Raw genomic sequence first — 15,643 nt, 5'->3', positions numbered from 1 at the left:
GGATCCCCCTCGCGCCTCGTCAAACGCCGAGGCGGTCACACCAGACCATTGCGTTGAGCCAATTCGATCAGGTCGACCAGGGAGCGGGCATTGAGCTTCAACAACAGACGAGTCTTGTAAGTGCTGACGGTCTTGTTGCTGAGGAACATTCCGTCGGCGATTTCCTTGTTGGTCTTGCCTCGAGCCAATTGCTGCAAAACCATCATTTCCCGTCCCGACAGTCGATCGACCATATCGGCTTCACTGGCGTTCCCCAAACTTGAACGCACAGTATGCAAGGCTTGATTCGGAAAGTAACTGTAGCCCGACAATACTGCCTTTATTGCACTGAGCAACTCAGTGAGATCTTGTTGTTTGCAAACATACCCGGCGGCACCGGATTGCATGCAGCGCATTGAAAAATGCCCTGGCGCCTGGGAAGTTAATATCAGTACCTTCATGGGCATTGCTGTCGAGGTCAGACGCGCGATGACTTCCAATCCATCAAGTTTCGGTATTCCAATATCCAGGATGACAATATCCGGCATATGCTCACGGGCAAGTTGCAACGCATCCACGCCATTGTCTGTCTCTGCAATGACTTCGTAGCCATGACGTTCCATTAGCATACGCACCGCAAGACGAATGACAGGGTGATCATCCACGATCAGCACTTTATTCATGGGCAAGTCCAATTTCGCTGTTCGAATTTTTAGAGCCCGCACAATAGCCTAGTCGTTTCCCCCATGGCATGCCGCCCCCCTCGGCCACCCACACCGAGAGACATTCCCTACAGATATTAGGGAATTGTCTTACAAATTTTCAGAAAATATCGTGAGAGGAAAAATTTTATCAACCTGAAAACATTTCGATTATCCGCAATTTTTTTGTTTCCATTTACAACCAGAAACATGAACAAGAGGATTCGCCGCAAGCGATCAAACGAACTCTGGCTATTGAGCTACCCTTAAAAGTAACTGATATTTACCACTTTCGATTTTACCCGACAAAAACCACATAAAAAGGAACAAGAAAAAAATCACACAAGGCAACACTTAAAAAATACATTTAACGCAACACTACTTAAAACACCAGGAACAGAGATACCCGACCCGCATACAATAACGCTACTATCATACTATTCAAACCCAACACTAAAAGGAGTTCCGCGCCAACATAAATTCCAACTATTCGTTATAAATATCAAACTAAAAACACTAATCAATCGAGAAAAGATAATACTTCCATGAGCAGAAAACATGAACAAACAAAAGAAAAAAATCATAAACCCCATGACAGTCATTGCGATATTCGCCGCCATTTCTGAAACATCCGCCGCCGTCTCGCTGCCCTTTCTAGACAATAAGGAGCGGGAACTCTATGTCTGGTTCCTGATCAGTTTTCCTTTTTATTTGCTTTTTCTTTTCTTCGCCACACTAAACTTCAACTACCGGTCGCTGTACGCGCCCTCCGATTACAGCAAGGGAAAGCAATTTATAAAAGTGATGGACAATGCTGAACGTGGTCAGCGGCCCGATAACCTGAAGGACCCTCCCCCCCGAATCGATATTCATTCGGGCCTTTCGGCTCTTCAGCACGTGAGTCTGGCCGAGCAGTTGCAAAACCTGCACATCGTCGATGCGCGGTGGCTAAACAAGAAAACGGAATTCGGCGCCTGGATCGAAAAAAACCGGCACCCACAGGGAAGTCCTGCACAAGTGATCATATTTCTCACTTGTACTGAATCAGAGGCACTACTGAAGGAAAGCGCAACCAAGCAATCAAGACAGGCAAAAAATCGCAACGGCTCAACACTTTGCATTGCCTACAATTTGAATTCACGCGGTCTGACGATTCTTGATCATTCTTTTTACCTGACACGCAGCAGGTAACGCTTGAAGAGCATTCAGAAAGAGGAATCAGAAGGAAGGTATTACAGAGACAAAAAGAGCGCTGAACATGATGTCCGCAGGAAAATCCCCCTATTCAGAAATTGTGGCCTTGTCACCGACAAGGCCACAACTCTACGGTTTGAAAGGTCTCAGAAAAGCTTCCGGCCTTTGTTCGCCGCAATACGCATGCGCAACGCGTTGAGCTTGATGAAGCCCGCCGCGTCGGCCTGGTTGTAGGCGCCGCCATCTTCTTCGAAGGTCGCAATATTGGCATCGAACAACGATTCGTCGGACTTGCGACCAGTGACGATCACGTTGCCCTTGTACAGCTTCAGGCGCACAACGCCGTTCACGTGAGCCTGGGACGCATCGATCATCTGTTGCAGCATTAGACGCTCAGGGCTCCACCAGTAACCGGTGTAGATCAGGCTGGCGTATTTAGGCATCAGCTCGTCTTTGAGGTGAGCCACTTCGCGGTCCAGGGTGATCGATTCGATCGCTCGGTGGGCGCGCAGCATAATGGTGCCGCCTGGGGTTTCGTAGCAGCCGCGGGACTTCATGCCCACGTAACGGTTCTCGACGATGTCGAGACGGCCGATACCGTGTTCGCCACCGATACGGTTCAGGGTCGCCAGCACAGTAGCCGGGGTCATTTCGACGCCGTCCAGTGCCACGATGTCGCCGTTGCGGTAGGTCAGTTCCAGGTATTGCGCTTTATCTGGAGCCTTCTCCGGGGAGACGGTCCATTTCCACATGTCTTCTTCGTGCTCGGTCCAGGTGTCTTCCAGCACGCCGCCTTCATAGGAGATGTGCAGCAGGTTGGCATCCATCGAGTACGGGGATTTTTTCTTGCCGTGACGCTCGATCGGGATGTTGTGCTTTTCAGCATAATCCATCAGCTTTTCACGGGAGAGCAGGTCCCATTCGCGCCACGGAGCAATCACTTTCACACCTGGTTTCAAGGCGTAGGCGCCCAGTTCGAAACGAACCTGGTCGTTGCCCTTGCCGGTGGCACCGTGGGAAATGGCATCCGCGCCGGTTTCGTTGGCGATTTCGATCAAGCGCTTGGCGATCAACGGACGAGCGATGGAAGTACCCAGCAGGTACTCGCCTTCGTAAACGGTGTTGGCGCGGAACATCGGGAAAACGAAATCGCGCACGAATTCTTCGCGCAAGTCGTCGATGTAGATCTCTTTCACGCCCATGGCCTGTGCCTTGGCGCGTGCAGGTTCGACTTCTTCGCCCTGACCCAGGTCAGCGGTGAAGGTCACGACTTCACAGTTATAAGTATCCTGCAGCCACTTGAGGATCACCGAAGTGTCCAGGCCGCCGGAATACGCCAGAACGACCTTGTTTACGTCCGCCATGCCATCACTCCACGGGGTTCTACGGAAAGCCGCCAAGTCTACCGCTCATGCAGGGCAATTTACAGAGGCGCGACAGCTTATGACGACGAAGCGACAGATTATGTCGAGTGAGCGACGAAAACAGCGGGTTCAGGAGGTCGAGGCGGCACTCGCCGATGCCGTGGCCTGAGGGGCCGGTTTCTCGGTGGGCGCAACCCGCGCGAGGTGCACGTTGACCCGACGGTTCTTCGCCCTGTTAGCGGAGTTGGTATTGGGCGCCAATGGATAACGCTCACCATGAAAACGCACGGTGATCTGCGACTCCTGAATGCCGTTGGCCTTGAAGAATTCCATGACTGCCAGGGCCCGACGTCGCGACAAATCCCGATTGGTCAGGCGGTTGCCGCTGTTATCGGAGTGGCCATCGAGCTCGATGTGGTTGACCGTCGGATCAGCCTTCATGAACTCCAGCATCACTTGTAATTGCGCCTTGGCCTGCGCGTCCAGATCCATGCCTTCGCCGGGGAAGCCAATCTGCGACTGTTTAACCTGCTCGAAATTCTTCGGCAGCAGCTTCGCCACGCAGCCCTGATAATCATTAAATGCCTGGCTGAACTTGACGGGCAACAGACGCACTTCTGACACTCGACCATCGCCCGAGTGATGTCGAACGACCGGACTTCGGCCATCCAACAGGCCACTGATCAAGCGGCCGGCCTGAACTTGCGAGCTGTTGAACAACACATTGCCGCTGCCAATTCGCACAGAACCGAGGTTGATGTCGCCGCGCCCCGGCTGCCAAGGGGCAGCCGCCGCCAGCAGGGTGGCCGAACCACCGCCGATCATCGCGTTATAGGCCTTCAGACGGAACGTCGCTTGCTCACCCGCACGGCGCACGAACTCACCCGAACCAAAATCAGTGATCGGCTGAGTCAGACGACATTCGAACTTGTCTCCTTCGACCGTCCACTCAATGCTCTCCAGACGGGTCTGGAAAGTGAGCGCCATCGCAGGAAGGCTGGCAAACACACTGAGCAAGGCTAAATAACGCTGGCGCACGGAAGGCTCCACTGGCTTCTACAACAAAAAGACCGACACACAGATGTTTACGGCATACCTGTTGGATATCGGAAGCTTCCTGCAAAACTTGATAGCGAGTGCCTGGAAGAGTCTTTTCCGGTAGCATTCCCCTCAGTTTGACCCGCCTGGAATCCCCTCATGTCCGACCGCCTGACCCTGCTGCGTCCCGACGACTGGCATATTCATCTTCGCGATGGTGCTGTGTTGCCCAATACAGTCGCGGATGTCGCGCGCACCTTTGGTCGCGCCATCATCATGCCCAACCTGGTACCTCCGGTGCGTAACACCGCTGAAGCCGACGGCTATCGCCAGCGGATTCTCGCTGCACGCCCGGCTGGCAGCCGCTTCGAACCGTTGATGGTGCTGTACCTGACCGACCGCACCCAGCCCGAAGAAATTCGCGAGGCCAAGGCCAGCGGCTTCATTCACGCCGCCAAGCTGTACCCGGCCGGCGCGACCACCAACTCGGACTCTGGTGTCACCAGCATCGACAAGATTTTCCCTGCACTCGAGGCCATGGCCGAAGTCGGGATGCCCTTGCTGGTTCACGGTGAAGTCACCCGTGGCGATGTCGACGTGTTCGATCGCGAAAAAATCTTCATCGATGAGCACATGCGTCGTGTGGTCGAGCGCTTCCCTAGCCTCAAAGTGGTGTTCGAACACATCACCACCGCCGACGCCGTGCAGTTCGTCAACGAGGCTTCGGCCAATGTAGGCGCGACCATCACCGCGCATCACCTGCTGTACAACCGCAACCACATGCTGGTGGGCGGGATTCGGCCGCACTTCTATTGCCTGCCGATCCTCAAGCGCAACACCCATCAGGAAGCCCTGCTCGACGCCGCCACCAGCGGCAGCGACAAGTTCTTCCTCGGCACCGACTCGGCGCCCCATGCCCAGCACGCCAAAGAAGCCGCTTGCGGCTGCGCCGGTTGCTACACCGCTTATGCAGCGATCGAGATGTATGCCGAAGCCTTCGAACAGCGCAACGCGCTGGACAAGCTCGAAGCCTTCGCCAGCCTGAACGGACCGCGTTTCTACGGCCTGCCGGTGAACACCGATCGCATCACCCTGGTCCGCGAAGAGTGGACCGCCCCAACCAGCCTGCCATTTGGCGAGCTGACCGTAATCCCGCTGCGCGCCGGTGAAAAACTGCGCTGGCGCCTGCTGGAGGAACACGCGTGAGTGAAGACCATTTCGACGACGAACAGGACGGTCAAGGCGGCGGAGGTGGTTCGCGCCACCCGATGGCTGAGCGCTTCCGTGGATACCTGCCCGTTGTTGTCGACGTTGAAACCGGTGGTTTCAACTCTGCCACTGACGCCTTGCTGGAAATTGCCGCAACCACTATCGCCATGGATGAAAAAGGGTTTGTGTATCCCGATCACACCTATTTCTTCCGCGTCGAGCCTTTTGAAGGCGCGAACATTGAAGCGGCCGCGCTGGAATTCACCGGGATCAAACTCGATCACCCGCTGCGTATGGCGGTGAGCGAAGAAACGGCCCTGACCGATATTTTCCGCGGCATCCGCAAGGCCCTGAAAGCCAACGGCTGCAAACGGGCGATTCTGGTCGGGCACAACAGCAGCTTCGACCTGGGTTTCCTCAACGCCGCTGTCGCGCGTCTGGACATGAAACGTAATCCGTTTCACCCGTTCTCAAGCTTCGATACCGCGACCCTGGCCGGTCTGGCTTATGGCCAAACCGTGCTGGCCAAGGCCTGTCAGGCCGCCGATATCGACTTCGACGGTCGTGAAGCCCACTCGGCTCGCTACGACACCGAGAAGACCGCCGAGCTGTTCTGCGGCATCGTCAATCGCTGGAAACAAATGGGCGGCTGGGAAGACTTCAACGACTGATCCCGGTCGCTGGATTTATCCCGCCCATAAAAAAACCGGCCTCTACGGCCGGTTTTTTTATGCCTCAAACGTACCTTACAGCGCAGCAGCGTGCTCGGTCAGGTAAGCCGCAACACCTTCGGTGGAAGCGGTCATGCCTTTGTCGCCTTTTTTCCAGTTGGCAGGGCAAACTTCACCGTGCTCTTCGTGGAATTGCAGTGCGTCGACCAGACGAACCAGCTCTTCGATGTTACGGCCCAGCGGCAGGTCGTTGATGATCTGCGAGCGGACAACGCCTTTGTCGTCGATCAGGAACGCACCACGGAAAGCTACGCCGTCAGCGGACTGAACGTCGTAAGCCTTCATGATTTCCTGCTTGATATCGGCAGCCATGGTGTAACGGACCTGGCCGATACCACCATTGTTGACCGGGGTGTTGCGCCAGGCGTTGTGGGTGAAGTGCGAGTCGATCGAAACGGCGATCACTTCAACGTTGCGTGCCTTGAAGTCAGACATGCGGTTGTCCAGAGCGATCAGCTCGGACGGGCAAACGAAGGTAAAGTCCAGTGGGTAGAAGAACACCAGGCCGTATTTGCCTTTGATGGCCGACGACAGGGTGAAGCTGTCTACGATTTCGCCATTGCCGAGTACAGCCGGTACGGTGAAGTCAGGGGCTTGTTTGCCTACGAGTACGCTCATTGGATATCTCCTGGTGTAAAAACGTGAAGTTCCGGGTTTGTGCCAGCCTGCCACCTTCGGGCGACAGCCCTGTGACACGAACCCGCTTCATAAGGACCGGCCATCATACACTGCGTTTTTGACCTGTCCTTAACGGTTTTTTTGTCAGGGGAAATGCTATCGAGAGGTTTTCCTCATGATCGATGCGCAGAGGTAACCGTTCGTCAGGCTTGAACAAAGCTTTCAGAAACCACTTTGACAATCATTCTCGTTAACATTAAGATCCATCGCAATTGAGTCACAACCAGCGACGGTTTTCACTTATGTATGTTTGCCTCTGCACTGGCGTCACCGACGGTCAAATCCGCGAAGCGATCTATGAAGGTTGCTGCAGCTACAAGGAAGTCCGTCAGGCCACCGGCGTAGCCAGCCAATGCGGTAAATGTGCCTGCCTTGCCAAGGAAGTGGTCCGCGAAACCCTGACCAAATTGCAATCCGCCCAGGCCGCGATTCCCTACCCTGTAGAATTTACTGCCGCGTAATTAACGTATTTCAAAGAACCGGACTAGATGTCCGGTTTTTTTATGTCTGAAAATCAAACGCTTACGCTCTAGACGCGGAACACAAACATTCTTATTCCGATTAATTTTCATTTAAGTTTCAATAACTTAGGTTTGACACTCTTAATATCGCAGCTCAAACTCTGCCTCATAGACAGCTATTTAGGGCAGGACCCCATCATGAAAGGCGACATTACAGTCATCCAGCATCTCAACAAGATCCTTGCCAATGAGCTGGTCGCGATCAATCAATACTTCCTGCATGCACGTATGTATGAAGATTGGGGCCTGAACAAACTTGGCAAGCACGAATACCACGAATCCATCGACGAGATGAAGCACGCGGACAAGCTGATCAAGCGCATTCTGTTCCTTGAAGGCCTGCCGAACGTCCAGGACCTGGGCAAGCTGCAGATCGGCGAGCACACCCAGGAAATGCTTGAGTGCGACCTGCGTATCGAACGCACCGGTCATGCGGATCTCAAAGCGGCTATCGCTCATTGCGAAACCGTTGGCGACTTTGGTAGCCGTGAACTGCTTGAAGATATTCTTGAATCCGAAGAAGAACATATCGATTGGCTGGAAACCCAACTGGGCCTGATCGATAAAGTCGGTCTTGAGAACTATCTGCAATCGCAGATGGGCGAAGAGTAAGTTAGCGCCCGCTAAACTCGGAACAATAAAAAGCCCCGCTCTCTTTTAGGAGGCGGGGCTTTTTTATGCCTGTTCTTGCAGGAGCATGGCTTGCCCGCGATGAACGATGACGCGGTGTTCTTGCTGAACCGCGGCGCCTGCATCGTGAGCAAGCTTTGCTCCTGCAAGGAGCGAATCAGGCTTCGGTCTTGCCAGCAGCAGCTTTTTCAACAGCAGCCTTGATGGTGGTTTGCAGCGAACCGTCTGCAGCCATCTCGGTCATGATGTCGCTACCGCCGACCAACTCACCGCCAACCCACAGTTGCGGGAAGGTTGGCCAGTTGGCGTATTTTGGCAGGTTGGCGCGGATTTCCGGGTTCTGCAGGATGTCCACGTAAGCAAATTTTTCACCACACGCCATCACGGCCTGCGCGGCTTTCGCGGAGAAGCCACACTGCGGGGCATTCGGCGAGCCTTTCATGTAAAGCAGAATGGTGTTGTTAGCAATCTGCTCTTTAATCGTTTCGATGATATCCATGGAGCACCTCGGCTGAACTTTCCGACTCAGGGGTCGGCACGGTGGCGCATTGTAACGGAAACCCGAGCACCCTGCTCGGTCTCCCCGACAGACTTGATCAAGCCGCCGCCACGGTCACTGGCACACCGTTCAACGCCGCATTGCCCGACAACTCATCGAGCAGGCATTCGTCGGTCAGGTCATTGGCGCTGGAGCCCGGCTGACCACTGGCAATGGTCATCTGCACGCCTGGCCGCGCATGGCCCCAACCGTGCGGAAGGCTGACCACGCCTTTCATCATATCCAGACTGCCGAGCACTTCAACTTCGATCTCACCGACCCGCGACCTGACCCGCACGCGCTGCCCGTCGTTGAGCCCACGGCTGGCCAGGTCATCCGGGTGCATCAGCAATTGATGACGCGGCTTGCCCTTCACCAGGCGGTGATAGTTATGCATCCACGAGTTGTTGCTGCGCACATGACGGCGGCCAATCATCAGCAACTCATCGGCCGCAGGCGCTTGCAGGGCCGCAAAGCGCGCCAGGTCGGCAAGGATCGCTGGCGGCGCAGCCTGGACGCGCTGGTTTTCGGTTTTCAGGCGAGGCGCCAGGTTGGGTTTCAGCGCACCGAGATCGACGCCATGCGGGTGATCGAACAAGGTCGCCAGCGACAATTTCTGCTGCGAAGCATCGCCATACAACCCCATCCGCAAGCCACGATCGATCATCTGCGCTGGCGGGATCGTCGGTTTCAGGTCCTTGCCGGTCTTTGCCGCAAAGGCCTTGGCCAGCCCAACGAAGATCTCCCAGTCATGCAACGCACCTTCAGGTTTGGGCAGGATCGCGCGATTGAACCGAGTGACGTTACGCACCGCAAACATATTGAATGTCGTGTCGTAATGATCGTTTTCCAGGGCCGATGTCGACGGCAGGATCAGATCGGCATAACGCGTGGTTTCATTGATGTACAGGTCGACGCTGACCATGAACTCCAAACCGTCCAGCGCCTGTTCCAGTTGTCGGCCATTGGGCGTCGACAGCACCGGATTACCCGCCACGGTAATCAGCGCGCGGACCTGCCCTTCCCCTTCGGTAAGCATCTCTTCGGCCAGCGCCGACACCGGCAGTTCTCCCCCATACTCAGGACGCCCGGAGACCCGGCTCTGCCACAGATTGAAATGCCCACCGGAAGTGGACGCCACCAGATCCACCGCAGGTTCGGTGCACAACGCCCCTCCTACACGATCGAGATTACCGGTGACCAGGTTGATCAGTTGCACAACCCAATGACACAAGGTCCCGAACGCCTGGGTCGAGACACCCATGCGGCCGTAACAGACCGCTGTCGGCGCCGCCGCAAAGTCCCGCGCCAGTTGGCGGATCTGTTCGGCGGGTACCGCGCACAGCGGGCTCATGGCCTCAGCGGTGAAATTCGCGACCGCCTCCCGCACCTCGTCCAGACCGTCCACCGTCAAATGACTGTCGCGGGTCAGACCTTCAGCGAACAAGGTATTGAGCAGTCCGAACAACAATGCCGCATCGCCACCGGGGCGCACGAACAGATGCTGGTCGGCAATCGCCGCGGTCTCGCTGCGGCGTGGATCGACCACTACCACTTTGCCGCCGCGGGCCTGAATCGCCTTCAAGCGCTTCTCCACATCCGGCACAGTCATGATGCTGCCGTTGGAGGCCAGCGGATTGCCGCCGAGGATCAGCATGAAATCGGTGTGATCGATGTCCGGAATCGGCAACAGCAAACCGTGGCCGTACATCAAATGGCTGGTCAGGTGATGGGGCAATTGGTCGACCGAGGTCGCGGAAAACCGGTTGCGGGTTTTCAACAGGCCGAGAAAGTAATTGCTGTGGGTCATCAGCCCATAGTTGTGCACGCTGGGGTTGCCTTGATAGACCGCCACGGCGTTCTGTCCGTGACGCCCCTGAATCGCCGCCAGACGTTCGGCTACAAGGTTGAAGGCGTCTTCCCACTCGATGGGTTGCCATTCACTGCCGACCCGCAGCATCGGCTGACGCAGACGATCCGGATCGTTCTGGATATCTTGCAAGGCGACAGCCTTGGGGCAGATATGCCCGCGGCTGAAGGTATCCTGAGCGTCACCCTTGATCGACGTGATCTGTACCGCGCCTTCAACCTCGGTGGTTTCGATGGTCAAGCCGCAGATGGCTTCGCACAAGTGGCACGCACGGTGATGGAGAGTCTTGGTCATGGCCAGTCTCTGTCTTGTTCTGGGCGGGCAATATCGGCCGCGGGAACAAAACTATGGCGCCTGATCCACTGCTGCGCCAGCGACGTTCGTCTTGTGAATCGGCGGCCATCAGGCCAGCCGATGACCGTTGAGGATCAGTTCGGCGGCAGCCTCGGCGGCGCCTGCAACTGGATCTCCTGGATGGTTTCGATCTGCTCTTGAGCGAGATGAACACCGGTGAGTTCGCCGATCAGCCGCCAGTGCTCGTCGAGCCCGGTGCTGATGGTTGCCATGCGGTCGATCATCCGCCGGCCGGCGGCCTTGGTGACTTCGTCTTCACTGCGCATCAACTCGAAGGACATCGAGGTCATGGACGCGGTGAGGTGGGTTAGTGAGCGAGCCGTGAGGCCGAGTAATTCCATTAACTGTCGTTCTTTCGAATCCATTCCGAAGGCTCCCTGCGTCATTCGTGCGTTAGTTATAACCCGCCACTTTGCTTTAGCAAATGTTTCAGACCAGACACATCCCTCAATCCTGAGTGCAAATGTCTCGAATGACAGGTCAGAAACCGACCGTTGCTATGCCGTCCCCGCCCCGTTTGATTGCAAAGCCCCGTGACCCCAGTGTACAAATGACGGGCTGCTGTCAGGAAACAGGCTTCAAAAGCGCTACTGCGGTCATCCCGTAGCCCCTCTGAAATCCCCTAAAAACCGTAGCCCTATTGGTAAGACGCGACATTTAATTATAAGATCGCGCCTTCCCCTATTTCGTCGCCCCGTGCGGCTTACGCCGCAGGTCTCGCCCGTTTTTCAGTTAAACAAGGCTTTGAGTATCTGCGGTCTGTTGCAAAAAGGTAGTCAATGATGAGCGCAAGGCACTTTCTCTCCCTGATGGATTGCACGCCCGAAGAGCTGGTCAGCGTGATCCGTCGAGGCGTTGAGCTCAAAGACCTGCGTAACCGCGGCGTACTGTTCGAGCCTCTGAAAAACCGCGTGCTCGGGATGATTTTCGAGAAGTCCTCGACCCGCACCCGTATTTCGTTCGAAGCCGGCATGATCCAGCTCGGTGGCCAGGCGATCTTCCTGTCGCCGCGCGACACCCAACTGGGCCGTGGCGAGCCGATCGGCGACTGCGCGATCGTCATGTCGAGCATGCTCGACGCCGTGATGATCCGTACCTTTGCCCACAGCACCCTGACCGAATTCGCCGCCAACTCCCGCGTGCCCGTGATCAACGGCCTGTCCGATGATCTGCACCCGTGCCAGTTGCTCGCCGACATGCAGACGTTCCTCGAACACCGCGGTTCGATCCAGGGCAAAACCGTGGCCTGGATCGGCGACGGCAACAACATGTGCAACAGCTATATAGAAGCGGCGATCCAGTTCGACTTCCAGTTGCGCATCGCTTGCCCGGAAGGCTTTGAACCCAACCCGGAGTTCGTGGCCAAAGCCGGCGATCGTGTCACCATCGTCCGCGATCCGAAGGATGCCGTACGTGGCGCCCACCTGGTCAGCACCGACGTCTGGACCTCCATGGGCCAGGAAGAGGAAACCGCCAAGCGCCTGAAGCTGTTCGCGCCGTTCCAGGTCAACCGCGCCCTGCTCGACCTGGCCGCACCGGACGTGCTGTTCATGCACTGCCTGCCGGCCCACCGTGGCGAAGAGATCAGCGTCGACCTGCTCGATGACCCGCGCTCCGTCGCATGGGATCAAGCCGAAAACCGTCTTCACGCACAAAAGGCCTTGCTCGAGTTTCTCGTCGAACCGGCGTATCACCACGCATGAGCCATCCATTACTGCTGAACCTGCGTAACCTCGCCTGCGGTTATCAAGACCAGCGCGTCGTACAAAACCTCAACCTGCATTTGAATGCCGGCGACATCGGTTGCCTGCTGGGCTCTTCGGGTTGCGGCAAAACCACCACGCTGCGGGCGATTGCCGGTTTCGAACCGGTGCACGAAGGTGAAATCCAGTTGGCGGGCGAGACAATCTCCCGCGCCGGTTTCACCCTCGCCCCGGAGAAACGCCGGATCGGCATGGTGTTCCAGGATTACGCACTGTTTCCGCATTTAAGCGTCGCCGAGAACATCGCCTTCGGGATCCGCAAGCACCCGCAAAAGGATCGCGTCACCGAAGAGTTGCTGGAACTGGTCAACCTGAAAAACCTCGGCAAGCGCTTCCCGCATGAGTTGTCCGGTGGTCAACAACAGCGCGTCGCACTGGCCCGCGCCCTGGCACCGGAACCACAATTGCTGCTGCTCGACGAACCCTTTTCCAACCTTGATGGCGAGCTGCGACGCAAGCTCAGCCATGAGGTGCGCGATATTCTCAAGGCCCGTGGCACCAGCGCAATTCTGGTAACGCATGACCAGGAAGAAGCCTTCGCGGTGAGTGATCATGTGGGGGTTTTCAAGGAAGGTCGCCTGGAGCAGTGGGATACGCCCTACAACCTGTATCACGAACCGCTGACGCCGTTTGTCGCCAGCTTCATCGGTCAGGGCTATTTCATTCGCGGTCAGTTGAGCAGCCCCGAGTCGGTGCAGACCGAACTGGGTGAGTTACGCGGTAATCGTGCCTACACCTGGCCGGTGGGCGGTGCGGTGGATGTCTTGCTGCGTCCGGACGACATCGTTTATGCACCGGACAGCACGCTGAAGGCGCTGATTGTCGGCAAGTCTTTCCAGGGTGCGTCCACTTTGTATCGCTTGCAATTGCCGACCGGCGCGCAACTGGAATCGATTTTCCCGAGCCATGCCGATCATCAGGTGGGTTCAGAGGTTGGCATTCGTGTCGCAGCTGAACATCTGGTGCTGTTCCAGGCCACCGGCAGCATCGCGGCGCAGATTCCGCTCGTCGAATCCGGCGTTCGGCGCTACAGCGGCGCCCACTGACACTCCCGCCTCTGTAGGAGCATCAACCCAGCATCAGCGTTCCGCTCGCAACGAGCGTCGCATTCCCGCCGATTTTCACCCGATCCCCTTCCAGTCGGCAGAACAACTCCCCGCCTCGAGCCGAGCGCTGACAAGCCGTCAGGCTCGACTTGCCCAAACGTTTCGACCAGTACGGGATCAGGCTGCAATGGGTCGAACCGGTCACCCATTCCACACCTGGCGCGCGTTCGACATCCCGCCCACTTGCGACGAAGCTCGCGTCAGGCGCGACCGATATCAGCGAACTTTGCCTGGGTATGTTCGGCCAGCACCGCGGGCGCCAATTCGACTTCCAGGCCACGTCGCCCCGCGCTGACAAAAATGCTGGCGAAGGGCTGCGCCGAATTATCGATAAAGGTGCGCAAGCGCTTTTTCTGTCCCAACGGACTGATGCCGCCCAACAGGTAACCGGTGGATCGTTGCGCAGCTGCGGGATCGGCCATTTCGACTTTTTTCACCCCGGCCGCATGCGCAAGGCCCTTTAAGTCCAGACTTCCGACGACCGGCACCACAGCCACCAACAATTCACCTTTCTCGCTGGCCGCCAGCAAGGTCTTGAACACCTGCGCCGGATCCAGCCCCAGCTTCTCCGCGGCCTCCAGACCGTAGGACGCGGCCTTCGGATCATGTTCGTAACTGTGCACGCGATGTTCGGCACGAACTTTTTTCAACAAATCCAATGCGGGGGTCATGACAGCTCCAGACTGGGCGGCAGTAGAAAAATACTGCGCTGGATTCTAGGCCATTGATCGACAAAACGCTCTATTGCGGCGCTATTTCAAAGGCTCGGCCGTGTCGCATGCCGTTCGTCCACCTTCGGCCAGCCGCGTGAACGATGCGGTCATTCATGTGACTAATAGTTCGATTGTGACTGATGGTTCACTTTCGACCTTTGACAGCAGCGTTTCTTGTCTATATTTTTTCGAATCTGAATACTGTACGAATGTTCCTATCGCAGCACCCAGCAGTAGGCCGAGAACAGGATGGGGATCCTGCCTCGGTGAAAATCGCGCTTTGACCATGATGCAAAAGCGCCAGACAACAACAAAAATGAGGTTTTCAATGACAACTGCTTTACAACAACCGTCGCTCTCAAGCCAATGCATGGCCGAATTCCTGGGCACTGCGCTGCTGATATTTTTTGGTACAGGTTGTGTTGCCGCGCTCAAGGTCGCGGGTGCCAGCTTTGGCCTTTGGGAAATCAGCATCATCTGGGGGGTCGGCGTGAGTATGGCGATCTACCTGACCGCCGGCGTTTCCGGGGCTCATCTCAATCCTGCCGTCAGCATTGCCCTGAGCATTTTCGCTGACTTCGAAAAGCGCAAACTGCCTTTTTATATCCTCGCCCAGATCGCAGGCGCCTTCTGTGGAGCGTTGTTGGTTTACACGCTGTACAGCAATTTATTCTTCGATTACGAACAAACACACCATATGGTTCGTGGTACTCAGGCCAGCCTCGAATTGGCGTCGGTGTTTTCCACCTTCCCCAACCCGGTCTTGTCCACGGCTCAAGCCTTCCTCGTCGAAGTGATCATCACTGCCATCCTGATGGGCGTGATCATGTCCCTGACCGACGACAACAATGGCTTGCCAAAGGGTCCGCTCGCTCCGCTGCTGATCGGCCTGCTGATTGCCGTAATTGGCAGTTCGATGGGGCCGCTGACCGGTTTTGCGATGAACCCGGCGCGCGACTTCGGTCCTAAACTGATGACTTTCTTCGCTGGCTGGGGTGAAATTTCCTTCACCGGCGGGCGCGATATCCCGTATTTCCTGATTCCGATTTTTGCACCGATTGTCGGTGCCTGCCTCGGTGCTGCAGCATATCGCGGGTTGATTGCCCGCCATCTGCCCAGCGCCCTGCCTGCTACAAAGGACGCAGCACCGGCCATTGACGGCAAACCAAGAACTTCTTGATACCGTTGGCGTGTGATCCTGCCCATCAGATCACGCGCCGGACCTCACTCCCTTTTTTCGTCCAAGGCAATCGA

The 15,643-nt window shown here is 56.4% G+C and carries 16 protein-coding genes and 1 pseudogene; 8 read left to right on the top strand and 9 right to left on the bottom strand.

Annotated features, from left to right (window positions below; translation table 11 throughout):
• Nucleotides 1–35: 35 nt before the first annotated feature.
• Nucleotides 36–662, bottom strand: a complete 627-nt coding sequence (locus tag BLW70_RS11020) for a response regulator transcription factor (protein ID WP_008155570.1) — start codon at nucleotides 660–662, stop codon at nucleotides 36–38.
• Between the two features lie 576 nt (nucleotides 663–1,238).
• Here BLW70_RS11020 and BLW70_RS11015 point away from each other — a divergent pair.
• A complete protein-coding gene (locus BLW70_RS11015; RefSeq protein WP_074874036.1) occupies nucleotides 1,239–1,871 on the top strand; it encodes a hypothetical protein in 633 nt (210 codons plus the stop codon).
• Between the two features lie 149 nt (nucleotides 1,872–2,020).
• Here BLW70_RS11015 and BLW70_RS11010 read toward each other — a convergent pair whose 3' ends face one another.
• Both BLW70_RS11010 and BLW70_RS11005 read right to left on the bottom strand, forming a co-directional pair.
• The gene (locus tag BLW70_RS11010) at nucleotides 2,021–3,238 is read right to left on the bottom strand and encodes an argininosuccinate synthase (protein WP_007898502.1); all 1,218 of its coding nucleotides are present in this window, start codon (nucleotides 3,236–3,238) and stop codon (nucleotides 2,021–2,023) included.
• A gap of 129 nt (nucleotides 3,239–3,367) precedes the next feature.
• Nucleotides 3,368–4,276, bottom strand: a complete 909-nt coding sequence (locus BLW70_RS11005) for a flagellar protein MotY (RefSeq protein WP_074874035.1) — start codon at nucleotides 4,274–4,276, stop codon at nucleotides 3,368–3,370.
• 159 nt (nucleotides 4,277–4,435) lie between these two features.
• Here BLW70_RS11005 and pyrC point away from each other — a divergent pair, with 159 nt between their 5' ends.
• Both pyrC and rnt read left to right on the top strand, forming a co-directional pair.
• Nucleotides 4,436–5,482, top strand: coding sequence for a dihydroorotase (gene pyrC, locus BLW70_RS11000; protein WP_008155578.1), 1,047 nt, complete (start codon nucleotides 4,436–4,438; stop codon nucleotides 5,480–5,482).
• Nucleotides 5,479–6,156: a ribonuclease T gene (gene rnt, locus BLW70_RS10995; protein WP_008155580.1), complete on the top strand. Its 678-nt coding sequence runs from the start codon at nucleotides 5,479–5,481 to the stop codon at nucleotides 6,154–6,156. Before pyrC ends, rnt begins: the two co-directional genes overlap by 4 nt.
• A gap of 75 nt (nucleotides 6,157–6,231) precedes the next feature.
• Here the strand turns inward: rnt and BLW70_RS10990 are convergent, their stop codons facing one another.
• Complete coding sequence (locus BLW70_RS10990) at nucleotides 6,232–6,834, bottom strand: peroxiredoxin (protein ID WP_008155583.1); 603 nt, start codon at nucleotides 6,832–6,834, stop codon at nucleotides 6,232–6,234.
• 302 nt (nucleotides 6,835–7,136) lie between these two features.
• On the opposite strand from BLW70_RS10990, the gene BLW70_RS10985 reads away from it, so the two are divergent.
• Together BLW70_RS10985 and bfr are read left to right on the top strand one after the other, a co-directional pair.
• Nucleotides 7,137–7,355, top strand: coding sequence for a bacterioferritin-associated ferredoxin (locus BLW70_RS10985; RefSeq protein WP_008155585.1), 219 nt, complete (start codon nucleotides 7,137–7,139; stop codon nucleotides 7,353–7,355).
• A gap of 198 nt (nucleotides 7,356–7,553) precedes the next feature.
• Nucleotides 7,554–8,027 carry a bacterioferritin gene (gene bfr, locus BLW70_RS10980; RefSeq protein ID WP_074874034.1) on the top strand — a complete coding sequence of 158 codons (474 nt, stop codon included), beginning with the start codon at nucleotides 7,554–7,556 and terminating at the stop codon, nucleotides 8,025–8,027.
• Between the two features lie 175 nt (nucleotides 8,028–8,202).
• On the opposite strand, the gene grxD is transcribed toward bfr, so the two are convergent.
• From grxD to BLW70_RS10965, 3 genes are all read right to left on the bottom strand, one after another.
• The gene (gene grxD, locus BLW70_RS10975; protein ID WP_074874033.1) at nucleotides 8,203–8,544 is read right to left on the bottom strand and encodes a Grx4 family monothiol glutaredoxin; all 342 of its coding nucleotides are present in this window, start codon (nucleotides 8,542–8,544) and stop codon (nucleotides 8,203–8,205) included.
• 97 nt (nucleotides 8,545–8,641) lie between these two features.
• On the bottom strand, nucleotides 8,642–10,747 hold the full coding sequence (locus BLW70_RS10970; RefSeq protein ID WP_074874032.1) for a molybdopterin oxidoreductase family protein: 2,106 nt from the start codon (nucleotides 10,745–10,747) through the stop codon (nucleotides 8,642–8,644).
• 134 nt (nucleotides 10,748–10,881) lie between these two features.
• Nucleotides 10,882–11,172 (bottom strand): hypothetical protein, encoded by a 291-nt coding sequence (locus BLW70_RS10965; RefSeq protein WP_074874031.1) that lies wholly within the window; start codon nucleotides 11,170–11,172, stop codon nucleotides 10,882–10,884.
• 417 nt (nucleotides 11,173–11,589) lie between these two features.
• Between BLW70_RS10965 and argF the strand changes: the two genes are divergently transcribed.
• Both argF and BLW70_RS10955 read left to right on the top strand, forming a co-directional pair.
• Nucleotides 11,590–12,510, top strand: coding sequence for an ornithine carbamoyltransferase (gene argF, locus BLW70_RS10960; RefSeq protein WP_074874030.1), 921 nt, complete (start codon nucleotides 11,590–11,592; stop codon nucleotides 12,508–12,510).
• Complete coding sequence (locus tag BLW70_RS10955; protein ID WP_074874029.1) at nucleotides 12,507–13,616, top strand: ABC transporter ATP-binding protein; 1,110 nt, start codon at nucleotides 12,507–12,509, stop codon at nucleotides 13,614–13,616. The genes argF and BLW70_RS10955 overlap by 4 nt, the downstream gene beginning before the upstream one ends.
• A gap of 22 nt (nucleotides 13,617–13,638) precedes the next feature.
• On the opposite strand, the pseudogene BLW70_RS10950 reads toward BLW70_RS10955, so the two are convergent.
• Together BLW70_RS10950 and ybaK are read right to left on the bottom strand one after the other, a co-directional pair.
• Nucleotides 13,639–13,821: pseudogene (locus BLW70_RS10950) on the bottom strand (isomerase); the annotation flags it as partial.
• A gap of 55 nt (nucleotides 13,822–13,876) precedes the next feature.
• The gene (gene ybaK, locus BLW70_RS10945; RefSeq protein WP_007971306.1) at nucleotides 13,877–14,347 is read right to left on the bottom strand and encodes a Cys-tRNA(Pro) deacylase; all 471 of its coding nucleotides are present in this window, start codon (nucleotides 14,345–14,347) and stop codon (nucleotides 13,877–13,879) included.
• A 370-nt stretch (nucleotides 14,348–14,717) separates the two neighbouring features.
• On the opposite strand from ybaK, the gene BLW70_RS10940 reads away from it, so the two are divergent.
• The gene (locus BLW70_RS10940) at nucleotides 14,718–15,569 is read left to right on the top strand and encodes an MIP/aquaporin family protein (RefSeq protein WP_074874028.1); all 852 of its coding nucleotides are present in this window, start codon (nucleotides 14,718–14,720) and stop codon (nucleotides 15,567–15,569) included.
• The last annotated feature ends 74 nt before the right edge of the window (nucleotides 15,570–15,643 follow it).

Origin of the sequence: Pseudomonas frederiksbergensis, assembly GCF_900105495.1 — a bacterium.
GTDB lineage: Bacteria > Pseudomonadota > Gammaproteobacteria > Pseudomonadales > Pseudomonadaceae > Aquipseudomonas > Aquipseudomonas frederiksbergensis.
This window is presented reverse-complemented; position numbering and strand designations above follow the sequence as displayed.